Source organism: Salinimonas iocasae, from assembly GCF_006228385.1.
Lineage (GTDB): Bacteria > Pseudomonadota > Gammaproteobacteria > Enterobacterales > Alteromonadaceae > Alteromonas > Alteromonas iocasae.
This window is the reverse complement of sequence record NZ_CP039852.1, coordinates 258583-281952: the sequence shown is the minus strand read 5'-3', so window position 1 is coordinate 281952 and position 23370 is coordinate 258583. Positions and strand designations below refer to the sequence as shown.

Annotated in this window: 16 protein-coding genes; 2 read left to right on the top strand and 14 right to left on the bottom strand. The window is 50.1% G+C overall.

Annotated features, from left to right (window positions below; translation table 11 throughout):
• Positions 1 to 68: 68 nt before the first annotated feature.
• The 10 genes from tldD to FBQ74_RS01125 all read right to left on the bottom strand — a co-directional run bounded on the left by tldD (position 69) and on the right by FBQ74_RS01125 (position 12188).
• Complete coding sequence (gene tldD / locus FBQ74_RS01170) at positions 69 to 1511, bottom strand: metalloprotease TldD (RefSeq protein WP_139754930.1); 1443 nt, start codon at positions 1509 to 1511, stop codon at positions 69 to 71.
• Positions 1501 to 2322, bottom strand: coding sequence for a carbon-nitrogen hydrolase family protein (locus tag FBQ74_RS01165; RefSeq protein WP_139754929.1), 822 nt, complete (start codon positions 2320 to 2322; stop codon positions 1501 to 1503). Before FBQ74_RS01165 ends, tldD begins: the two co-directional genes overlap by 11 nt.
• Positions 2315 to 6193 carry a YhdP family protein gene (locus FBQ74_RS01160; RefSeq protein ID WP_139754928.1) on the bottom strand — a complete coding sequence of 1293 codons (3879 nt, stop codon included), beginning with the start codon at positions 6191 to 6193 and terminating at the stop codon, positions 2315 to 2317. The genes FBQ74_RS01165 and FBQ74_RS01160 overlap by 8 nt, the downstream gene beginning before the upstream one ends.
• A 55-nt stretch (positions 6194 to 6248) precedes the next feature.
• On the bottom strand, positions 6249 to 7715 hold the full coding sequence (gene rng, locus FBQ74_RS01155) for a ribonuclease G (RefSeq protein WP_139754927.1): 1467 nt from the start codon (positions 7713 to 7715) through the stop codon (positions 6249 to 6251).
• The gene (locus FBQ74_RS01150; protein ID WP_139754926.1) at positions 7712 to 8290 is read right to left on the bottom strand and encodes a Maf family protein; all 579 of its coding nucleotides are present in this window, start codon (positions 8288 to 8290) and stop codon (positions 7712 to 7714) included. Before FBQ74_RS01150 ends, rng begins: the two co-directional genes overlap by 4 nt.
• Positions 8291 to 8308: 18 nt before the next feature.
• On the bottom strand, positions 8309 to 8785 hold the full coding sequence (gene mreD, locus FBQ74_RS01145; protein WP_139757844.1) for a rod shape-determining protein MreD: 477 nt from the start codon (positions 8783 to 8785) through the stop codon (positions 8309 to 8311).
• A gap of 11 nt (positions 8786 to 8796) precedes the next feature.
• Complete coding sequence (gene mreC / locus FBQ74_RS01140; protein ID WP_139754925.1) at positions 8797 to 9684, bottom strand: rod shape-determining protein MreC; 888 nt, start codon at positions 9682 to 9684, stop codon at positions 8797 to 8799.
• 39 nt (positions 9685 to 9723) lie between these two features.
• The gene (locus tag FBQ74_RS01135) at positions 9724 to 10767 is read right to left on the bottom strand and encodes a rod shape-determining protein (RefSeq protein ID WP_018984381.1); all 1044 of its coding nucleotides are present in this window, start codon (positions 10765 to 10767) and stop codon (positions 9724 to 9726) included.
• 257 nt (positions 10768 to 11024) lie between these two features.
• The gene (locus tag FBQ74_RS01130) at positions 11025 to 11546 is read right to left on the bottom strand and encodes a hypothetical protein (RefSeq protein WP_139754924.1); all 522 of its coding nucleotides are present in this window, start codon (positions 11544 to 11546) and stop codon (positions 11025 to 11027) included.
• Positions 11547 to 11621: 75 nt separating this feature from the next.
• Entirely contained in the window at positions 11622 to 12188 is a 567-nt protein-coding gene (locus tag FBQ74_RS01125; protein ID WP_139754923.1) for a histidine phosphatase family protein, read from the bottom strand.
• Between the two features lie 31 nt (positions 12189 to 12219).
• Between FBQ74_RS01125 and FBQ74_RS01120 the strand changes: the two genes are divergently transcribed.
• A complete protein-coding gene (locus FBQ74_RS01120) occupies positions 12220 to 12771 on the top strand; it encodes an acyltransferase (protein WP_139754922.1) in 552 nt (183 codons plus the stop codon).
• Here the strand turns inward: FBQ74_RS01120 and FBQ74_RS01115 are convergent.
• The 4 genes from FBQ74_RS01115 to FBQ74_RS01100 form a co-directional block, all read right to left on the bottom strand.
• On the bottom strand, positions 12726 to 14645 hold the full coding sequence (locus tag FBQ74_RS01115) for an acyltransferase family protein (protein WP_139754921.1): 1920 nt from the start codon (positions 14643 to 14645) through the stop codon (positions 12726 to 12728). The genes FBQ74_RS01120 and FBQ74_RS01115 overlap by 46 nt on opposite strands.
• 117 nt (positions 14646 to 14762) lie before the next feature.
• The gene (locus tag FBQ74_RS01110; protein ID WP_139754920.1) at positions 14763 to 15971 is read right to left on the bottom strand and encodes an MFS transporter; all 1209 of its coding nucleotides are present in this window, start codon (positions 15969 to 15971) and stop codon (positions 14763 to 14765) included.
• Positions 15972 to 16165: 194 nt separating this feature from the next.
• Positions 16166 to 18712 (bottom strand): glycoside hydrolase family 3 protein, encoded by a 2547-nt coding sequence (locus tag FBQ74_RS01105; RefSeq protein ID WP_139754919.1) that lies wholly within the window; start codon positions 18710 to 18712, stop codon positions 16166 to 16168.
• Positions 18709 to 19956, bottom strand: coding sequence for a sugar MFS transporter (locus FBQ74_RS01100; protein ID WP_139754918.1), 1248 nt, complete (start codon positions 19954 to 19956; stop codon positions 18709 to 18711). Before FBQ74_RS01100 ends, FBQ74_RS01105 begins: the two co-directional genes overlap by 4 nt.
• Before the next feature lie 591 nt (positions 19957 to 20547).
• Between FBQ74_RS01100 and FBQ74_RS01095 the strand changes: the two genes are divergently transcribed.
• Positions 20548 to 23319 (top strand): TonB-dependent receptor, encoded by a 2772-nt coding sequence (locus FBQ74_RS01095; RefSeq protein ID WP_232371956.1) that lies wholly within the window; start codon positions 20548 to 20550, stop codon positions 23317 to 23319.
• Positions 23320 to 23370: the final 51 nt, after the last annotated feature.

Genomic DNA, 23370 nt, shown 5'->3' with positions numbered 1-23370 from the left:
GATCACAAAAAAAGCCCCGCAGGAGTATTCACTGCGGGGCTTTTTATTAATTGATAATCAGTCTTGCATCAGGCGGTGCCGCCAACCGTAAGCTCATCGACTTTCAGTGTTGGCTGACCAACGCCTACCGGTACTGACTGGCCGTCTTTACCACAAACACCAACGCCGCGATCAAGCGCCACATCATTACCAATCATCGACACTTTCTGCATTACTTCAGGACCATTTCCGATCAACGTGGCGCCTTTTACCGGCGCGGTAATTTTGCCATTTTCAATCAGATACGCTTCTGCGCTTGAGAACACAAATTTACCGGATGTGATATCTACCTGACCACCGGCAAAGTTTGGTGCATAGATGCCTTTATCGATGGTTTGAATAATTTCCTGAGGATCGTACTGTCCGGCCAGCATGTAAGTATTAGTCATGCGCGGCATTGGCAAGTGCGCAAACGACTCACGACGACCATTTCCGGTGGGCTTAACACCCATCAGACGCGCGTTCATTTTATCCTGCATATAGCCGGTAAGAATACCATCTTCAATCAATACATTACGCTGCGTCGGTGTACCCTCATCATCTACTGACAGTGAGCCACGGCGATCCTGCAAGGTGCCGTCATCCACAATGGTCACGCCTTTAGCGGCGACCCGCTGACCCATTTTACCACTGAACGTAGATGCACCTTTGCGGTTGAAATCACCTTCCAGGCCGTGACCTACCGCCTCATGCAACAACACACCAGGCCAGCCACTGCCTAGTACCACCGGCATAGTGCCCGCCGGTGATGCAACTGCCTGCATATTAACCCGGGCCATGTGCAGCGCATCGTCCGCCAGTTGCTCGTAAACGGGTCTGCCGTTGTCGTCAGACTGGAAAAACGAATAGGTGTGCCGTCCGCCTGCACCTGAACTGCCGCGCTCCCGACGGTCACCGTTTTCCATCAGCACAGAACAGTTTAGCCTCACCAACGGTCGGATGTCAGTGGCAAAGGTGCCGTCGCTGGCAGCCACCAGCACTTCTTCGTACACCCCTGTCAGACTGACCACAACCTGGTTAATCTCAGGCTCCTGACGTCTGACATACGCGTCAACCGCCTTAAGTAACGCGACTTTCTCGGCCTCTTCCATACCCAGCAGAGGGTTGTCAGCCTGATAACGGTTCGGATATTGCTGTTCACCAAACCCGCTTACAGCGGTTTTGCCACCAGCCGGCGCAATCGTTCGTGCAGCCTTGCAGGCTTTGGTTAGTGCTTCATTGCTGATTTCATCAGAGTACGCGAAACCGGTTTTTTCACCACTGATGGCTCTTACACCCACGCCTCGCTCAATGTTATAACTGCCTTCTTTAATGATGCCGTCTTCCAGCACCCAGCTTTCGTGCTGACTAGACTGAAAGTACAGGTCAGCGTAATCGGTGTCATGACTGTGAATCTGGCCCAGCGCCTTTTCCAGCGCGGACATGTCCAGTCCCGAATCAGTCAGTAAATGGCTAGCTACGTTATTTGACAAAATCGCTCCTGAATTGGTTATGTTGGCTTACCGGCATACTCATTTTGAGCTCTTCTCTGTCGCTGACAGAAACCCGTGCCTGAGCGGTACCTAATTGCGCGCCTAGTTCGGCCAGCGTATCACCCCACGGCGAATAAATAACACTGTGCCCGAATGTCTGGCGTCCGTTGGCATGTTCACCGGTTTGGTTCGGCGCGACAACAAAGCATTGTTTTTCAATTGCCCGTGCCCGGACCAGTGTATGCCAGTGCGCATTGCCGGTATGCTGGGTAAATGCAGCAGGTAATACCAGAATATCGACATCACCCATAGCATTGAATAGCCCTGGAAAGCGTACATCATAACACACTGCCAGCCCGATTCGCCCTATCGGCGTATCGCAAACCACGACCCGATCACCCGCCTGGGTATATTTAGACTCCTGGTAGCTACCAGTATTGTCCTTAATGGCTACGTCAAACATATGAATTTTCTTGTATTCATCGATAACATTGCCATCCGGCCCGACTAAAAGACAGGACGCAGTAAATTTGTCCGGTTCCTCAGAAACCAGCGGGAAGGTACCGGTCACCAGATAAACGCCATACTTTTTAGCCATATCCTGCATAGCCTGGCCGATTTTACCGCTATAGCGCGCCTCAGCCACATCCAGCAATTCACGGTCGCGGGTACCAAAGCGTGCAAAGCATTCGGGTAATACCACCAGCGTCGGCTCACTGGTATCCAGCGTATCCAGCTGTTTTTCTACGTATGCCAGGTTTTCGTCAATATCAGGCTGACTCGTCATTTGAACGGCGACCAGATTAACCATCTTGTACCTCCAGATTTAATCTTTCCAGGTCGGGTTTTGACAGCGGCGTCGGCTTTTCATTCTTATTTTTTTGTCTTGCCGGCAACGTCACTTCTTTACTGTCTCGCCCAACCTCAGTGAATTCAGGATTGTCCCAGGTACCTCTTACCTTGTAATTAACATTGGAGATTACTTTGGCCGACGTCAACACCTGGTCGATAGCCAGCGCGGCGAGTGCAGTAGGCGGCGATGCCAGAAAATAGACCAGAACCGGCAGGTTACCGGTCACATTAGGGGTAAACGACACATCATAATTTAATTTTTGAGCCGCCAGATTCGTCACCCCTTTGATAGTAATTTCGCCTGCACCACCATCAATAACAGTATCGTCCGTCGTTGCCCGGCCATCTGCAATCGATAAGGTGCCGCTCATATCATCATAGAAAAAGCCTTTGGCAAAAACATCTCTGAAATCCAGACTGAGCTTGCGAACCAGCGAGTTAAGGCTAAACAAAGTAAATATGCGAGAGCCTTTGTCACTGAGCTCGCTCAGGTATCCGTCGGTAAGGCGCCAGTTTATATCGCCATTTAGCTGCTCAACGGAAAAGTCCATGGGCGACTCGGGCCAGTCCAGGCTAAACGCGATTGAGGCGGCCGAGTCTTTAATACCGGAATTGACGTTTAGGTCCTGCAGCATACGCCCCACGTCATCACTTTGAAGTGTCCCGGTCAGGGTTGTAGTTTGTGTTTGTGTATTCCAGTTACCGGTGGCATTAATCTGGGTATGTTTGTTACTGGTACTGAGTTGGCGAATCACCATGCCGTTATCGCCGCGCACCACATCCAGGGTTACCTGCCCCAGGGCATTGCCCAGCAACGTACACTGCTGACAAAACGCATAAACCGGCGGCAGACTTTCGGCCGACCACTTAACCGAAGTCGCCTCTTCTGACGGTTCAGGTGTTGTCCACTCGGGTAAGTTAATATAATCAGCTTCTACCCGGATACCTCTTTTCAGGAAATCTTCATAAATACTGACATTTGCCCGCGCCTGCTTGGTATCAATATCCAGCAACCAGTTATTACTGTTTTGCTTGGCGGTGATATCAACATTGGTCAGTGTCTGGCCCGCAACGATGAGCTCATCAGTCATTATAAAAAGCCGCTGAGGTACCGCAAACAGTGCTGGCTGCTCGTCTTCGGTGTCTGTCTGTTCTGAGATAAGCTCGTCAATGACGGAGTACCAGCTACCGGCATCGATGCGAGGCAAGTTCGCCGAAACGCTTAACCCAATACCGCGACCGGTAAAGTCACTTTTACCCAGTGCCAGATGAGCCCGGGAAAACTGCATTTCCTGATGAGGCAGAATGCCGTCAAATGCAATATCGTCACCCAGTAAGGCTTTTATCGTTGACGCTTTTGCATCCCCTACGCTGGAAATGGCAAACCGTTTGACGGTATCAGCGGGTTTATCAAACGGTGCGGGCAAGCCAGACTGCGTATTTTCAAGGGTTGAGGTGATGCTGGCCGTATAGGTAAAACCCTCAGCCGGTAGCTGTACCGATACATTGGCCTGCCAGTCACTGTCACCCGACAGATAGCCGCCAAGCTTGTCGCTAAAACGGCTGGAAAGTGCACCAAGGTCCCAGTGTCCTTTAGCGCCGATATCGACCCCGTAGCCGTCATCTTTTTTCCCGCCGGTAACCGCCAGCGACAACGGCTGCCCTAACAAAGAGGCCTGCATTGATTCTGTATTGATATTTTCATTTAAAAAGGCAATGTCGCCACGGGCGTCATTCAGCGTCATATTCAGTCGTGGCAGCTTGACCACATTACCATTGAGGCTGGCGGTGCCCTTGGCCACGACATTGGCGCTATCCAGAGGAATAGTCAGGGTCAGGTTTGTACTCACAGGCCCGCTGATTTGTACCTCTTCGGATAACACATTGCCTAATGACTCAGAAAGTGAACTTTGCATCATCAGCGCACTTAATTGTTCGCCGGTGCCGTTGCCTGTGGCGGCAATGTTGAGATTCGCGGTACCTGACAGCGGAATAATAGAAGCTTCTAAATCACTAAGCTGAATGCCAGCCAGTGTGGCAGCGGGCGCTTTCATTACCAACCCGTTATTTTCAAACTCTAATGCCATATTCATGTCATCGAGCGCAGGCCACTGCTTGGAGAAGTCAAACGCGCTCTCCTGCAAGAAGGTGTAAGCCTGAAAAACCCCGGAGTTATCAGAAAACGGAAAGTTGCCGGGTTTCCCGTGCCACAGGATCCGTGTATTGGCGACTTCTCCTTTCCCGGTCAGGGCACGGGTGAGATAGTCGGCGGTGTTTTTACCCATGAGGGTTGCCGGAAACAGCTTCTTCGCGCTATCAACCGGCATATCACTCACCGTGGTAAACAGACTGAGATCAGCATCAGAAAGATTCAAGCGCAGACTTTGGGTTACCTTTGCCACTGCCGTATCAAGTATCAGGTCATCATAACTGAGCATCCAGTTCTGTTGTCCGTTCGTCTGGAGCGGGTAGATATAGATATTGGCATCGAGCTGATTCAGGCCAATATTTTCCGGTAGCAGCGTATCAGTAAGCAGCATCGCATCGCGGCTTTGAACACGCACAGCCCCCTGACTGTTATTCCAGTTAATATCAATATCGAGCTGCTGCAGCCCCGGGATCCCGTCATGCTGCTGCCAGCTGACATCCAGTAATTTAGCCGTTACCGCGAGGCCAGCCTGACCAGCTTTCATCTGCAGAGTAGCCAGTTGACCGGTGGGGGCGAAGTCCCTGACATCATCATCCGCGGTATCGTCAGTGAACAAAGGCAATAGAACAAGAAACGGATTCACCGGGGTCGGCTTAACGGTGTTTATCAGGAGCCCGTCACCCTGTGACCAGCGACCAACCAAATCGGTTACCAGGCGCTGCTTATTTGATACGACTTCTAACTGGTCAATCCGAAAATACCAGTGATCATTTTTAGGCAGAGCCTGAAAGCTCCCACCGAGAATACCAGTACTGACCGTAACATTATCCTGCCCGCCCCAGGTCAGGCGACTGTCATGAATCTGTGTGAATACCGCGCTTATTTTACTGTTTTCTACTTCTGCCCAGGCTTCCAGATTAGCGCGGCTTTCTTTAAGTGGCCGTCGGGTTTGCAGCTTGCCACTCACCCAGGGCGAAATATCAACATCCTCGGCTTGCGCATAAAGCGTGCCGCGAAGGTTGTCTTTGCCGCCATCAAGATCAATAAGAAACGTTGCTGCATTACTGGCTAGTTCCTGCACACGGAATGCCCCTGCACCACGGTGCTGCCCGTTGCGATTCAGCCAGGACAGTTCGCTGACTTCAATGACCTGCTCAGTATCTTCCTTCAACAGCGTCACTACACCATCACGCAGCGAAAAACGCTCAAGCTGTTCCAGAAACAAATCGTGGAGGGCATCAATAACGGGATAGTCGGAAGGCTGCTCATCACTGTTTAGGCGAGTGGTATCAACAATCAGCGCTACGCCATCCAGATTAAACTGCTTCGAGGAAAGCTGCCCGGTTGTCAGTGACTGCCAGAAATTCAGCTCGATATCGATATTGTCGATATCCATTGCAATAGGAGACTGAGCGTTGCTTTGAAGTTTAACATCCTCAAGAACAATGCTCGGGCCGCTTTGCAGCCAGTCAGCTTTCAGGGTACCAATGGAAAGCGCAACGCCGTATTGCTGGTTGATATATTCTTCCAGTAACGGCTTCTTATTATCCAGGTAAGGTAATGAGTAGCGCAGCACGCTCAGCAGTACAGCAAAGAGTACCAGAAAGACCGCCAGCCCCAGCCATAGCTTTTTCGCCGTCCAGGTGACGGCTTTACCTGCGATTTCTCTTTTCTTTCCCACGCGACTCTTTCACTTACTGCTAATGAGCTGACAGATGATGTCAGCCAGACACTCTCTACATCATGACAACGTCATATTTGTCCTGATTATAAAGCGGCTCGGTCTGCACTTTGATTTGCTTGGAAACAAACACTTCAAGCTCGGCCAGCATGTGCGATTCCTCACCTAACAGTGCTTCGGCCACATGCGGCGATGCATAAACAACAAACTTATCGGCATCATAAGCACGATTGACCCGCACAATCTCGCGCATGATTTCAAAACAGATAGTCTCAATCGTTTTCATGGTACCACGGCCCTTACATACCGGGCAGTCACCACATAACACATGTTCAAGGCTTTCACGGGTGCGTTTACGGGTCATTTCAATAAGCCCTAATGCCGTAAAGCCATGGATGTTTATTTTGGCGCGATCTTTACTGGTAGCCACTTCCAGACTATGTAAGACCCGTCGTTTATGATCAGGTTCAGTCATATCGATAAAGTCGATAAGAATCATACCGCCGAGATTTCGCAGCCGTAACTGCCGAGCAATGGCCAGCGTGGCTTCGATATTGGTGTTAAAAATAGTTTCTTCGAGGTTTCGGTGACCGACAAAAGCACCGGTATTGATGTCGATGGTTGTCATGGCCTCGGTCTGGTCGATAATCAGGTAGCCACCTGATTTCAAATCGACTCTGCGCTCAAGCGCGCGCTGCACCTCGTTTTCAACATCATACAGGTCGAATATAGGGCGGTCGCCGCGGTAATAATCCAGCTTATTACTTAATTCAGGCACATATTCTTTGGTGAATTCTTCAAGCTCATGAAAGGACAATTTTGAGTCGATGCGAATACGGTCAAGCTCAGTGCCGACAAAGTCGCGGATAACCCGTCTTGCCAGCGGCAGATCTTCATAAAGCACATTCGACTTTTTCTTTTTCATTCGCTGTTGAATTTTATTCCACAGCCGGCGCAAGAACGCCGCATCCTGAGACAGCTCTGTCTTACTTACGCCTTCTGCCGCGGTACGCAGGATAAATCCACCGTCATCGTCGCAAAATTCTTCCATCAATGTTTTCAGGCGTTCGCGTTCGTTCTCATCTTCGATGCGCTGAGACACGCCCACATGGGTCACACTGGGCATGAACACCAGATACCTTGAGGGAATGGTAATGTCAGTGGTCAGGCGTGCGCCCTTGGTACCGATAGGATCTTTAACCACCTGCACCACTATTTCCTGCCCTTCGCGCACCAGTTCGCGGATGTCCTGCTTCTGAATATGGCTGGCAGTCACTTCACCGACAATCTCGTTATGCAGAACGATGTCTGATGCGTGTAAAAACGCGGCTTTTTCCAGGCCAATATCAACAAATGCCGCCTGCATGCCCGGCAATACCCGACTGACCTTACCGCGGTACATGTTACCGACCAGGCCTTTTTTGGTATGTCGCTCTACGTGTATTTCCTGCAATATGCCATTTTCAATCAGTGCCACCCGCGACTCTGATGGTGTGACGTTTATCAGCAACTCACCACTCATGCATCCACCCCGAATTCGTTTAACAGGCATCGTGTTTCATATAATGGCAGACCAATCACTGCACTTACACTACCTTTAACAGATTTTACAAACTGACCGCCTATTCCTTGGATAGCATAACTGCCGGCTTTGTCTGCCGGTTCGCCGGTAGCCCAGTATTGACGACACTGTGCTTCACTAACCGGCGCAAAATGCACTTCGGTTGTTATGGTTTGTGTAATCTGGCGCTGTGCATCCATCACGCTGATAGACGTCAGTACCTCATGCACCTGACCGGAAAGTCGCTGTAGCATGGCGATGCAATCTTCCTCATCTGCTGGTTTGCCCAGGCTTTCTCCCTCAAAGGCAATCAGCGTATCTGATGCCAGTATGATGGCATCACGGCGTTGCGCATCACCTAAACGACCAAAGGCGGTCAACGCTTTTTCTGCGGCCAGCCTCTCTACCATCGCTTTCGGCGTCTCGCCACTTTTAGCAGATTCATCGATATCCACCGGCATTTGAGTATGGGTAAATCCCATCTGATTTAACAGCGCCGTTCGGCGGGGTGACGCGGATGCAAGGATGAGGGTCATGATAAACGAGTCCCTGATTCAGGTAATTGTTAACTGTCGGCGTAACTTTCTCAGCAGCCAGAATATCCAGGGCCACAGTATCATTGAACTGAAAATTGGCCATAAATAGGCAAACTGAAACGGTATGTCCGTCAACAAGTGTTGCAGCCAGAACAAGACCAGGTGATACAAAGAACATAACAAGCCGATGATGATCGCCTGTTGCCAGACCGAATAGTTGCGCAAACGCTGATAATTGGCCGCCAAAACATACACCGAGGCACTTAATGCCAGGCTGTGAATTCCTAAAGCAGTCCCCAATAGAATATCCATAGCCAGACCAGCTAAGAAGGCAACACCAACATTCACCCTGTGTGGCAACGCCATTGTCCAGTACGCAAGTACAATCAGCACCCAGTCAGGTCTGTATAAATCTGCCTGAATAGGCAGCGGCATAATTTGTAAAACCAGGGCAACCAGAATGGTTGATGTAATAACGTAGTGACGGGCCCGCAACATAATGGTGACTACTCTCCCTGCTGCGTAGCAGCACGTGATGATTCTTGCGCCTGCTGTTCAGTTTCGGTATCAGGCTCTTGTTGCGGCCATAGCAACAACAGATGTTTGAGGCGGTCGAGTCTGGCAAGTGGTTGTGCAGTAACAGTGGCAAATGGTCGTCCCTCATCATGCACAACGGAGGAAACACGGGCGACCGGATAGCCTTCCGGGAAGACTTCGCCTAAGCCTGATGACACCAGCATATCGCCCTCCTGAACATCGACACTGTGGGGGACGTGCTCTAAAAACAGTTCATCAAACGCGCCGTTGCCCGTTGCAACAAAGCGAATGTTGTTACGTAATGACCGAACCGGAATAGCGTGAGTGACATCAGAAATTAGCACCACACGACTGTTCGTTGTGCCTACTTCCATTACCTGCCCGACAATACCGCGATCATCTAAAACCGACTGTGAAAGATAAACACCATCCAGCGCACCCTTGTTGATCATGATTTGCTGACTGAACGGATTGTTGTCCACCGCCATCAGCTCGGCCACCATTTTACGCACCTGGGGTTTTACCGGCACATCCAGCAGTTTTCTCAGCTCAGCATTTTCAGCCTGTAACACATTGAACCGCTGAAGCTGCTCACTCATTTTAAGGTTCTGATTGGTCAGCCGCTCATTATCGGCCAGTAAGGCCTGATGGGAGGTGAGGCGTTGCGCACTTTCGTTAAGCAATACTTTAGGCAAATTCGCTATGTATTGCAGCGGACTCATGATGGAGTTCAGGTACACCCGGGTAGACTGAAAAGCATCAAGTTTGTGGTCTGCAAAGATCAACAAAACCGACAAGGCTATAGCAAGCGCAAGTCGGTTGTTCAGCGATGGGCCGCGGGTAAATATGGTATCCATTAAGAACCAACAGGCAGCGTAATTGCTGCCTGCCTGATGTTATTCGTAAGTGAAAAGATCGCCGCCGTGGAGGTCGATCATGTCAAAGGCTTTACCACCACCGCGGGCTACGCAGGTCAGCGGGTCATCGGCAATCACGACCGGAATACCGGTTTCTTCCATCAGCAAACGGTCCAGATCTTTCAGCAATGCACCACCGCCGGTAAGCACCATGCCGCGCTCTGAAATGTCTGACGCCAGCTCTGGTGGCGACTGTTCCAGCGCAACCATCACCGCAGACACGATACCAGTGAGCGGTTCCTGCAGCGCTTCAAGGATTTCGTTAGAGTTAAGCGTGAAGCCGCGAGGTACACCTTCTGCCAGATTACGACCGCGCACTTCAATCTCACGTACTTCCTCGCCCGGATACGCAGCACCAATCTCATGCTTGATACGCTCGGCTGTTGCCTCACCAATCAAAGAGCCGAAGTTACGGCGAACGTAGTTGATGATGGCTTCATCAAATTTGTCACCACCGATACGAACTGATGACGAATACACCACACCATTTAGTGAGATAATCGCAACTTCTGTCGTACCACCACCGATATCGACAACCATCGAACCTGTGGCTTCTGAAACCGGTAACCCGGCACCAATCGCCGCAGCCATAGGCTCGTCGATCAGATAGACTTCCCGGGCGCCTGCACCTAGTGCAGATTCGCGAATTGCACGACGCTCTACCTGGGTTGACCCGCAGGGTACACAGACCAGTACACGAGGGCTGGGACGCAGAAAGTTGTTATCATGAACTTGTTTGATGAAGTGCTGAAGCATTTTCTCTGTAACAAAGAAGTCAGCGATAACCCCGTCTTTCATCGGGCGAATAGCGCGAATGTTGCCAGGTGTACGACCCAGCATACGCTTGGCTTCCGCACCCACTGCGGCCACGCTTTTCGGACCACCGGCGCGCTCTTGCCGAATAGCAACAACTGAAGGTTCGTTTAACACTATGCCCTGATCTTTCACATAGATCAGCGTATTAGCTGTTCCGAGGTCGATGGACAAATCATTAGAAAACATGCCCCGAAGCTTTTTAAACATGAAATACAAATTCCTGTAACTGTACGCTGGTCGCGGTGATAGGTGAGGTGAGCACGCACCAGCAAAGACGTCGTTAATTATCACCACACTTTAACAACGGGGGGTGGTTTGGGCAAGTCAAGACCACTCTCAACACACTTTTTTCCCCATTAAATTTGCTTCGTCTCAGGCTAGTGACAACTTACCTTTCCAGACAGCGAGCAAATTAAGACCGGGCCAAATTTTTGTTAACTTTTACCATGCGGGTAAAACTACGGCTACCAGTCGATTTTTCCGGTGCGAATAATATAATCAAACCGGTCGCCAGAGCTAATAGAAAATCGACAATATGCATTTACGGCCTCACCATTTTCCAGATCGCCGCGCACATAGCGCCCTTTCACTCTGAATCCTTCTACTTCCATTGGTTCATCGAGTAACTGCAACCACAGTGTATCGCAGGCGTCGTCTTCGTCAGCCACCCTGGGATAACCAAAGCTGGCCATGGCCAGGGGACGTCTCGATTTTTCTCTGTCCTGCGCATCATAATGAACCATCATTATACGTGGTGGTTGTTTTTCTGACTGCCACTGCCAGTGAGCGTAGCCAGCATTATGCTGTAACCGCGTGGCCATTTTCTTCAGGGCCTGGCGATGGAAGCCCGGATCAGACTGGTCGAAATACCAGATAAGCCCAGCCAGAACCGTTGCAAAGACAATGGCGATGATCACATTCAGTTGCACACCACCCTGTGCAGATGCTAAACCAAATTGTCTGTTATTAACCAATGGCAACTTCACTCTATCAGCTATAGTAGGCTATGTATCGGCGTTACTGGCACATAAGTTTAATACTATGTCATAGGACAGCATACTTTACTGCCGGCTCGCCGGCTCACGCAGGATAATAACCCCCCAGTAACGATGATCTTTTTCGATAACCTGCCAGCCACGGCGCGTTAAATAGCGACTCAAAAAGCGATTGGTCATCGCATGGGCAAATAACACAACCTTGTGATGCGTTTCAGCTCTCTCGACAAGCAATTCACATGCCTGTTCGACCCTGCGTCTGGCTTGGGAAAATGACTCAAAGGGACCGCGCCGGCCGGCAATCCACATCGCACGATTCAGATACACCCACGTCCATGCGTTCAGCGTAAACGGTAACCGGTAGCGGGGAATGTCCATTTCATTAAACGCAGCGTTAGACTCTGTTGCGGGTTGACCGGTATAACGCTGTGCCGACAATCGGGCACGATGCAGTGCGCTGGAAATGGTATAGTGTTGGCTAAAGTCACGCTGGCACCGTGGCTGGCTGTCAGGGTGTAAATCGCAGCGGTTATAGTTTTTTACCCAGCGGGCGAACCCACTGCTGGACAACCTGTCGTTATTTTCAGACGCCGGACGCCCATGACGGACCAGCACAATTTCCCTGTCAGACATTCACTTATCGATATATTGCGGATGATTCGTTATGCACCATAATCAAAGCAACGTAACAGCGCAACCAGAACGTCGTCATGGCGATATCCGCTATTTTCAGGCTATCAGCCAGAACCAACCCATTGTCGACCGGCACCATTCGCTGGAACAAGAAATAGCCCAGGCGGGCGAACATAAGCGCAGTACCACGTTTCGTCACTTATTTACCGACCCGGCCACATTTTTTATTGAGCCTGCCTTTTTTTGCGAAGCGCCTGACACCGTCACTATTGATGAAGGCACCTTCTTTAACCATAACTGTGCGTTGTTGGGCTACCAGAACATCTGCATTGGCAAAGGGGTGTTCATAGGCCCCAATGTCATTATCAGTAGCGGTCCGATAGCTGATTATACAACATCGTCCGCACCGGTGATTATTGAGGACCACGCGTGGATTGGCGCTAACTGTCTGCTACTTCCTGGCGCCCGGATCGGGGCTGCTGCTATTATCGGTGCCAACAGTGCTGTAGCACAGCAAGTGCCAGCCAACAGCCGCTTTTATAACGCGCCGGTGTTTGACCCGGGTTTATCCAGCCACGCCTGAGGCATCAGGGATATCAAAGCCTGCGCTCCGTAAACCGAAGGGTGGTTACTGTCAAAATACAGCGCCTTACCGCCATTAACAGCGTAACACTTCGCTTCATCGCACCAGGTATCCCCGGGGCGGATAACCTTCACACTGTCAGGATAGTTGGCGCTGTTTAAGTGTTTAAGAATCACTGCGTTGCGCTTTTGGTAGTAAGCTTTGGATGTGCCTATGACCTGGTCGGTGCTTTCATTGAACAGGTCCTTCGATGCCACCAGCAGCGGCACGGTCCTGGCAATCTCCGGTACCGGATACATGATAACAACCTGCGACTTATGGCTGGCAAGTTTATTTATTGCGGCATCAAACGAGCGCAGAATACGCGCGGTGCGTTCAGGGTTAGCATCCGCCGGTACTGCCGGATAATCAGGGATATGGTCACCAAACAGGGTCCAGGAATAACGGTGATTAATAAGCACATTGTCTATTCTGTCATCGCTGATAATGTCTGCTACCGCTTCTTTGTACCAGCGGGTACACCGGCTGGTTCCGTTTTCCTGCAACAGTGACGGTGCGCATCCGGAAAAGGTATAGTGCTTTATCCCTTCGTTCTGTTCATCCAGACGCTTGGCAAGCGCATAGGCCAATTCAACGCTATGACTGTCACCAAATACCGCCCAGGTAACATTCTCATTTTCATACTCACAGGCATCGCGAGGGTTATCGTATTCATCGATATGGCATTTTTCGCGATAGGGGCTCGGGCTCATTGAGGCCAGCAAAGACTGCATGTCAGGTGTAAACCGGCCTGACAGTCCCTGCTGAGTCATTATTGTAAGCCCTGCTACCATCGCCAGTGCGCCAATCCATACTGGCTTTGCGCGCCATACAGCAGTAAGCGACTCAATGCGCTGCCAGCGGATATTCTCAATAAACCGATAACTGAGAAATCCGAACACGACAGAGAGAATAATGCCAGCTACCCACCAGTACGCAATATCGTAGCGATAACCGAAAACCACTAACGGCCAGTGCCACAGGTAGATAGAGTAAGACCATCGCCCAAGGGGCTGGAACAGCCAGTTATTGGTCAGCCAGCTATTCTGCACTCCCGCCATAATGACCATTGCAGTTCCCAGCACAGGCACGATTGCCCACGTACCAGGCCAGGCATAGGTAGCATCGACGATTGCATAGGCCAGACCGATAAGCAGGATACCTGTCCAGGCTACAACCCGGGCGGCGTTTTTGTGCAGTTTAACCGGATAGAGAAATACCAGTCCGCCGGCCAGCAACTCCCAGGAACGGGTTGCCAGTAAGTAATAGGAGGCGCTGGGCCACAAGGCTGATGTTGAAATACTGAATATCAGAAGCGCCAGTGTCATTACCAGTACACCATGACGCAGTTTATCAATTCCCAGCAGAGGTTTAAGAGCCAGTAATATCAGCGGGTAAATCAGGTAGAACTGCCACTCTACCGCCAGCGACCAGGTATGCAGCAGCCACTTTTCATGAGATGCCGCATCAAAATACCCGGCCTCCTGCCAGTAAACAAAATTGGAGATAAAGGTAATACTGCTGGCAGCGTGCTTACCTAACGCTTCGTATTCTTCTGGAAAAAGCAGAAACCAACCGGCAAGCACAACCGTCAGACACAACATTGCCAGCGCGGGTATAATGCGGTTAGCCCGCGCGATATAAAATTTGATGAGACTAAACGAAGATTTCTCAAAGCCGCGAAAGATGATGCTTGTCATCAAAAAGCCGGAAATGACAAAAAAGACATCGACACCGGCAAAGCCACCCGGCAGCCAGGAAGGATCAAAGTGAAAGATTACAACGGCAATAACCGCAATAGCCCTGAGGCCGTTAATGTCGTATCGGAAATTCAAGGATTTACTACCAGACATCGTGCCGTGACGCTATACACATCACCGGTCAAAAATAGATAGAACTGATACTCTGGTAAGCGCGGGCAGGTTCATCCTGCCCTGTCCGGCGCGCGCCTGCTATCCAGCCGCAGTGTCAGCCGGTAACAAAACGTTTCTTCCGACCCGTGTGCCCAGCAGTGCCTGCGCAATACTGAAAATGACACAGACCCATAACGCTAATTGCCATTCCCCTAACGCATCATAAATAGCGCCAAGCAGTAACGGGCCGGTGGCAGCAATACAGTAGCCCAGCGTTTGCGCTGCACTGGATAAAGAAGCCGCCTGGTCGCCGTTGCGTGCCCGTAAGCCTAAAAATGACAGCGCAAGAATAAAGTTCGCTCCAATACCAAAGCCCAGTAGCGCAGCCCAAAGATATGCCAAAGATGGCAGCACCATGATGCCGGCAAAGCCAGCCAGGTTCACTGCCGTCATGGTTGCGCTTAATCCCCGCTGATCTGACAGTCTCGCCATTGCCGGTACAATCACCAGACCAGGTAAGGCGCCTGCAAACTGAAAAACACCATGAATTGAGCCCGCCTGGGCATCGCTGAAGCCAGCTTCACCCACCACGGCCGGTAACCAGCTGACCACCGAATAATATAAAAACGAATTGCAGGCAAAAAAACCACACACCTGCCAGGTAAGCAGCGATCTGAAAATAGAACGGCCCGGCTTTTTAACACTGCCCGGTTCAGGTTTACGGGTACCCTTTAGCTGGGTAAGCCACAATATGCCTGAAATAACAGGCATGACTAACATCGCCAGCAGCGCAATTTGCCAGTCACCCCATGAGGCATCCGCAATGGGGATGACAAGTGCAGACCATAGCGCCGCCATGATCCCCATAGCCAGCACATAGGCAGATGTCAGCAAGGCAATATGGTTGGGAAAGCGTGACTTTACTACCCCGGGAAGCAATACATTCCCGGCAGCTATGCCCGCCCCGATAATAACGGTACCGGAAAACAGCCAGAACAGTCCCCCTGCCGACCGGGCTGCTATACCAATGCCAATCAGCACTAACGCTGCCAACAACATTCGCTCCATGCCGTAGCGTCTGGACAAGCGTGGAATAAGCGGAGATACCACCATAAAGACTATCAGCGGGAGGGTAATCATCAGGCCGGCGGTACTGGCATTGATGGATAAGCTGGTTTGCAAATCTGTCAGTAGCGGCGCCACACCGGTAAACGGTGCGCGCAGATTAGCTGCCACCATCATAATGGCGAAAAACAAAAACAACGGAAAGCCAGAAGAAGTGGCTGATGATGATGGTGAAGTGTGCATTATGTCCCGGGCAGTGAAATTCTCAGGCGCAGTATTCTACGGATATGTTCGCAGAATGCAGCTTTTAATCGTTTACCTGCGCGTCTTGTCAGTGCAGCCGGAGACTTTATCGGTGACAAGTTTATCATTTCAGGCCCAAAAAAAGCTCCGAACATTGTCGGAGCTTTTGACTTAGCGAAATAACAACATGCCTGTTACGGGCAGGTTGGTACATCCTGCATCGAAGGTTCGATACGAATATCAGAAACTTTCAGTGTTACCGGGGCTGATGCGTTGAAGCCAAGTACTGAGAAAACCTCATCAAAGGCTACGCCAGCATCTTTTAAACACTGGGTAGGAATAGCAACTTTCTGCCACTGCGTGCTCTGTTGAGCAAAATCCTTAAGTGCAACGCTGCCTTCGCAGTCTTCACCACACATCATGCTCACCTGAACATCGGCATCGGCTTTTGATAGCTGAACCGCCATGTGGATAGCTGCACTCTCAGTGAGATAGTCACGCAGATCTTCGGGGAACTGAGCAGCAAAACGAACTGTTGCTTTATCTTTGAAGGTCAGTTCCAGCGTGTCTTCCTGCACATTACGATCAGTGGTGCGAACATCCGCGCCTTTTACTGACATCGTGTTACTGGTCATAACATGCTGGCCATCTGCATCCAGTACCTCAAGATGCCACGGCTTCTGGATATCACGCACAAAGATTTCATGCGCAAGCACCAGGTCTTCATCTGCGCCAGCTTCTTCGGAAAGTGGTGCATCGATGGGGTCCTCTTCGCCATAGCGAAGGCCATAGCCATAGTCAAACTGCGCTTTCTGACCATCATCTTTGTTCACGATTTGCGTTGGCTTCGCAGGCCATGAGAATGAAAGCTTACCCTGCATCGGATAATCAACGTCACCATTGTTATCAGTGAACAGCACATCTGCAACGCCCTGCCCTTCTGAGCCAGGTAACCAGGCAACAACAAATGCGTCACTGGCGTTTATTTCAGGATTGGTCCATAGCGGTCGGCCAGTGATAAATACTGAAACCACCGGAATATTCTGAGACTTCAACTGGCGAAGAAGCGCCAGGTCAGTTTTGTCGCCGCGCTGGTATTCCAGGTTCGACAAGTCGCCGTTACCTTCTGCGTAAGGGTTTTCGCCGAACACGACGATAGCCACGTCAGGCTTTTGCTCAAAACTGCCATCTTCAGACAATGTCGCCGTTCCGCCGGCAGCTTTTACCGCTTGTTCAATACCGCCATATATAGAGGTAGCACCGGGGAAATCACTGTTTTTATTACCGGTACCCTGCCAGGTAATGGTCCAGCCGCCCGACTGCTTACCGATATTATCGGCCGCATCACCGGCAACTAACACATTCATGTCAGGAGAAAGCGGTAACACATTATTCTGGTTCTTTAGCATAACCAGAGACTTTCTGACCGCCTCACGGGCAACAGCGCGATGCTCATCAGAGCCAATAACATCTGATTTTGCTGATAGCGCTCTGTTGGCCGGAGATGGCAAATCGAACAGGCCAACCCTTACTTTCACGCGAAGCACACGACGCACAGCATCATCAAGACGCTCTTGCGAAATCTCACCGCTTTTAACCTGCGCTACTGTGTTTTCAAATAATGGCTTCCATGCATCGGTTGGCACCATGTAAACGTCAAGCCCGGCATTAATTGCCTGCGGGCAGCTTTCATTAGTACAACCTTCTATCTGGCCGTGACCATTCCAGTCACCCACAACAAAGCCGTCAAAGCCCATCTTTTCTTTCAACACGTTCGTTAGCAGGTACTTGCTGCCATGAATCTTTTTGCCGTGCCAGCTATTAAAAGATGCCATAACAGATTGAGCACCGGCATTCAGGCCATGCACATAACCCTGGGCATGAATACGATAAAGGGTTTCTTCATCCGCCAGGTTATTGCCCTGATCGTCACCACCATCGGTACCACCATCACCTACAAAGTGCTTAACTGTCGAAACCACATGCTCTTCATCAATGTTGCCATCGCTGATGTCACCTTGCAGACCACTGACAATAGCCCGTGCATACTGGCCTACAATTTCAGGGTCTTCTGAGTAGGACTCATAGGTACGTCCCCAGCGGTCATCCCGCGCGGTAGCCACTGTCGGTGCAAAAATCCAGTCGATGCCGGTCGCTCGTACTTCCCGTGCTGTTGCCGTGGCGATCTGCTTCATCAGTTCAGGCTCATGCATTGCGCCCAGACCAATATTGTGCGGGAACAATGTTGCGCCGATAACATTGTTGTGTCCGTGTACCGCATCCGTTCCCCACATAGTAGGAATGGTGCTGCCGTCCAGTGAGTCATCTACTGAGGCTTCATACATCTTATCAGCCAGCGTAATCCAGTCTTCCAGCGTCGCTTGCTTGTTACCATCAGGGAAAGAACCACCACCGTTGAGATATGAGCCAAAGCCATATTTGCGCATGTCTTCAACGGTAACATCGCGAATTTCCGGCTGCATAATTTGCGCAACCTTTTGCTCCAGTGTCATGTCAGCCAATAGTGCTTCCACTTTCGCCTCAACCTCATCACTGTTTTCTGTCTCAAAAGTGATTTCAGGCCAGTAGTCAGGCACTTTTGCATCTGCTGATGGCGGCATTGTCGCCGATGCGGTTTTTGTAGCACTACCAGTTGCTGTCTCAGCCTCTTTTTGCTGGCAGCCGCTTATTATTAGTGCCGCGGCAATAAGGCTCAGCGACTGTTTATAGACTGGTTTCATGAATGTGACTCCTTGCTGGTTGCCGGTATTGAACCAATCACGCCATAGAACGCGATATACAGGTAGCAAAGTACCGGAAGTAGGAACGATAACTGCAGGCCGAAGGCATCGGCTAATGCACCTTGCACCAACGGCACTATCGCGCCGCCTACGATAGCCAGACACAGCATACCCGAACCCTGGGCAGCCTGGCTGCCTAGCCCTTTCAGGGCCAGACTGAAAATTGTTGGGAACATAATTGAGTTACACAGACCTACTGCCAGAATGGTCCACATTGCGACCGAGCCGTCACTGATTACAGAGATAATAATCAACGCGCACGACAGCAAACTGTTAAACGCCAGCAGCTTGCCCGGATCAATTTTTTGCATAATAACAGCACCAATGAAACGCCCGACCATTGCGCCGCCCCAATAATAAGCAATATAAGAAGAAGCCTGTGCTTCACTCATGCCCATTACATTTTCCAAACCCAGATAGTTGACCAAAAAGCTACCAATAGCTACTTCGGCACCCACATAGGTAAACAGTCCCACAACTCCCAGCGCCAGATGACGGTGTTTCAGCACGGAGCTGTCGGCGGAGGTAGCAAGTTCAACATCATCATGCTGAGGTGTGGGCAGCGAGATTTTCACCATAATCGCGGCCATGATTGCCAGCACTGCGGCAAGTGCAAGATAGGGCAACACCACTGAGTCCGCCTGCACCTGAGTCTCCATTGCATCGTGCGAGGAGAACAGCAACATGCCGCCAATGATGGGCGCCACGGTGGTGCCGAGGGAATTGAAGCCCTGAGTCATAGTCAGACGGCTTGATGCAGTATCCGGGTCGCCCATTACCGTAACCAGCGGATTAGCAGCAACCTGCAGAACGGTTACACCTGATGCAAGCACAAAAAGTGAAGCCAGGAACATCCAGTATTGAGTTAAAAAAGCCGACGGTATAAACATGACGCAACCGATAGCGGCTGTAATCAACCCGACGCCGATTCCTTTTTGATAACCCACTTTACTTACCAGTTTACCCGCGGGAATAGACACTAAAAAGTAGGCACCGAAGAAGCAAAACTGTACCAACATTGCCTTGGTATAGCTAAGCGCAAACAGCGCTTTAAGGTGTGGAATAAGAATATCGTTCATGGCGGTGATAAAACCCCACATGAAGAATAAAGAAGTTAGTGCCCACAATGCGAATTGTGAAGTCGAGGGCCTATCAGATGCAATTGCCTGTGACTGGTGACTCATACAACGAACCTTATAATTAGGTAAAAAGTGCTGTAGTGGCAAAAGCTTAGGTTGCGTCCCTAAGTTAATACCGTTGCTTCACTTGTTAATGGTTTGTTGGGCAGTATAGAGTTACGCACATAAAATGCAAGCGCTTACATTTTGAATTAACTTAGTTATACGCAGTTATCGATAAGAAGCAGAGCATCATCATTAACGATAATTTAATCTCAGGAGAGCGCAAAATATGTGCGTTTAACTAGACTTAGAAGGATCTTTGCGGGGTTATGGTGTTTAAATGTTCGTCTATTCGCGCTGGCTTTTTACACAATTATTAACATTTTGGGTTGGTGATTTTTTAATTAACAACTTAAAAACACTTGCATTACAAGTTCGATATTCGTACATTACGCTGAAAGCGCTTACAAAGCGTAAGATACATTTTTGTAAGCGCTTTCTTTTACCCATGTCCGCTGAAGGTGGCTTTTTGTGATAAATGCGTTTTACGTTCATTTTGTAACAGGGACCAAAGGGAAAACCGGCGTAACAGAGTACTTTTACCTGTAAGCGCTTACAAGAAAGCGGACGTTGTTAATCAGGCTGGGGAAACACATGAAAACTACTACATTTAACAAAACACGTATTGCGACATGCTTGTCGCTTGCGATGGGTGCGATGTTATCGCATCAGGCTATGGCTCAGGAAGCGCAAGCCGATGATCAAGAAATTGAAGCAGGTAACTTTGAGGTAATCGAAGTTAGCGGTATCCGTGAAAGTTTGACCAAAGCAATGCTGACAAAGAGAGCAGCATCAGGTGTGGTAGACGCTATCTCAGCTGAAGATATTGGTAAATTCCCGGATACAAACCTTGCAGAATCGCTACAGCGTATCACCGGTGTTGCAATCGACAGAAGCAACGGTGAAGGTAGCCGTATTACCGTTCGTGGTTTCGGCCCTGACTATAACCTGGTAACGCTGAATGGTCGTCAAATGCCGGCGGCAAATATTGAAGCGACCAGCGCATCATCTTCTCGCTCTTTTGACTTTGCCAACTTGCCGTCAGAAGGCGTTTCTGCAGTAGAAGTCTTTAAAACCAGCCTGGCGTCGCAGCCTACCGGTGGTATCGGTTCTACTGTAAACCTGGTAACAGCTAAGCCATTAAGTAACCCTGGTCTTAAAGCCAGTGTTGGCGCCAAAGGTGTTATAGACAACTCTACAGAAACCGGCAGCACTATTACGCCAGAAGTTTCTGGTATCTACAGCCAGACATTCGCTGATGATACATTCGGTATCCAGTTAATTGGTTCTTACCAGGACCGTGACGCCGGTGCAGCAGTCGCTGAAACCGGTAATGGCTGGTATACCATTCGCGGTGACGGCGGTGACTGGGGTTCACTACCCCGTGACGGCAGTTTCACCAACATCCCGGGTCCGAACGACCTGTACTCTGTACCACGTAACCTGGCGTACAACTTCGATGAAATCCGTCGTACCCGTACCAATGGTCAGCTGACTCTGCAATATCGTCCTATCGACGATCTGACAGCGACACTTGATTACACATACTCAGAGCTTGAAACGCGCACAATGCGTCAGCAGCTGTCTACATGGTTTAACGGCCTGCCAGCATACGGTGAATACACGCCAGGCACTAATACCGAAGGCTCAGTAATGGGTCCGGTAATTTATGCTGATTCAACTTGCTGTGATATCGGTCTGGGTACCAGCGATTACACTGCGGTTAACGAAAACAACTCCATCGGTCTGAACGTTGAGTGGATGGCGACCGATAACCTAACGCTGGAAGTGGACTACCACGTATCTGACGCAGAAGCCGGTCCCAAGAATAACCTGGGCAGCAACAACGTTGTTTCCGCGGTTCAGTTCGACCGTGTACTGACTGAAGTAGACTATTCACAGGACTTCCCTGTGATGGACATCACTTATGCTGACGGCGTAAATGGTCTAAGTGCAGACCGTATGCTGACATCGGGCACATCTATCCGTAACAGCTATATGAAGTCTGAAATTGATCAGCTTCAGTTCCGCGGTAATTACTACCTGGACGAAGGCGTAATCACCAGCATCGATTTTGGTTTATCTGCCATCGAAGTGAAAAACCGTTCAGCTTACTCTGTTGCACAGCGCGATACATGGGGCGGCTACGGTACACCGGAAGATTATCCGGATGATATCTTCATGCAGGAAAATCTGCCTGGTCGTTTCGACGATGTACTGGGCAGCAATGGTGCCGACCTTGAGCCGTTCTACTATGGTTCAAACCTGGGCGACCTGATCAGTGCAATTTCTTCAATTGCTGTTGAAAATGGCGACAACCTTGGTCCGTGTGGCACAACTCTTTGTATGGACCCTAACTACCAGGTTGACCGTCGTACGACAGAAGAACAGTGGGCTGCTTACCTGCAGGCTAACATGCAGTTCGATATTGGCAACATGCCAGCCTGGTTGTCTATCGGTGCACGCTATGAAGATACAACTGTAGACTCTACTGCACAGGTTCCGGAAATTGCCTACCTGCGTTGGGATGGTGCCAACGAATTTGGTCTGGTACCAGGAGACTATCAGTTCACCTCTCTGGATGGTGGCTACGACCACTTCCTGCCTTCTGTAGATTTCAAAGTTGAAGTACTGGAAGATTGGTTTGTACGTGCGTCATACAGCAAAACTATTACGCGTCCTGGCTACGCAGATATCCAGGGTGGTCTGACTGTAAACCAGCTTGCACGATTCAATGGCGGTACCGGCGGCGCGGGTAACCCGAACCTGCTACCGTTCGAATCAACTAACATCGATATTTCTACTGAATATTATTACGGTGAAGGCAGCTACGTATCTGTTGCTTACTTCGACAAAGAAGTAGACAACTTTATCGGTACTGACACGTATACTGACACCTTGTTCGATATCGCAACCCCAATCGGTGGTCCGCGTTACGACGAAGCTGTAGCAGCGGTAGGTGACGATTTAGGTGCAATCCGTGATTATTTCATCAGCCAGGGTTATACCAACGAAGCCGGTGAAATTATTGGTCTGGATGGTGAAGATCCGCTTCTGCCAATTACTGTTACTCAGCCGGTTAACTCTGACGCCAGCCGTTCAGTAGACGGTATGGAGTTTGCGGTACAGCACATCTTCGGTGATACTGGTTTCGGCGCTATCGTGAACTACACCATGGTAGACGGTGATGTGGAATATGATAACTACAGCACTGAAACACAGTTCGTACTGTTAGGTCTGAGCGACACTGCTAACGCGGTATTGTTCTACGAGATGGATGCATGGGAAGTGCGTGCAGCGTGGAACTGGCGTGACAAGTTCCCCCGAATTCAGATAATAAGTGCACCACTCATGGTTAACGGGTGATAGATGATCAACTGCCTGTTGGTGGTATTCTAAAGTCGCCAAACAATTAGA

What these genes read in the sequence shown, in the direction of transcription:
- FBQ74_RS01095 (WP_232371956.1), top strand. Translation starts at nt 20,548, where the DNA reads ATGAAAACTACTACATTTAACAAAACACGTATTGCGACATGCTTGTCG.
- FBQ74_RS01125 (WP_139754923.1), bottom strand. Translation starts at nt 12,188, where the DNA reads ATGTCTGACAGGGAAATTGTGCTGGTCCGTCATGGGCGTCCGGCGTCT.
- FBQ74_RS01165 (WP_139754929.1), bottom strand. Translation starts at nt 2,322, where the DNA reads ATGGTTAATCTGGTCGCCGTTCAAATGACGAGTCAGCCTGATATTGAC.
- FBQ74_RS01110 (WP_139754920.1), bottom strand. Translation starts at nt 15,971, where the DNA reads ATGCACACTTCACCATCATCATCAGCCACTTCTTCTGGCTTTCCGTTG.
- FBQ74_RS01135 (WP_018984381.1), bottom strand. Translation starts at nt 10,767, where the DNA reads ATGTTTAAAAAGCTTCGGGGCATGTTTTCTAATGATTTGTCCATCGAC.
- FBQ74_RS01105 (WP_139754919.1), bottom strand. Translation starts at nt 18,712, where the DNA reads ATGAAACCAGTCTATAAACAGTCGCTGAGCCTTATTGCCGCGGCACTA.
- FBQ74_RS01150 (WP_139754926.1), bottom strand. Translation starts at nt 8,290, where the DNA reads ATGACCCTCATCCTTGCATCCGCGTCACCCCGCCGAACGGCGCTGTTA.
- FBQ74_RS01120 (WP_139754922.1), top strand. Translation starts at nt 12,220, where the DNA reads ATGCACCATAATCAAAGCAACGTAACAGCGCAACCAGAACGTCGTCAT.
- mreC (WP_139754925.1), bottom strand. Translation starts at nt 9,684, where the DNA reads ATGGATACCATATTTACCCGCGGCCCATCGCTGAACAACCGACTTGCG.
- rng (WP_139754927.1), bottom strand. Translation starts at nt 7,715, where the DNA reads ATGAGTGGTGAGTTGCTGATAAACGTCACACCATCAGAGTCGCGGGTG.
- FBQ74_RS01100 (WP_139754918.1), bottom strand. Translation starts at nt 19,956, where the DNA reads ATGAGTCACCAGTCACAGGCAATTGCATCTGATAGGCCCTCGACTTCA.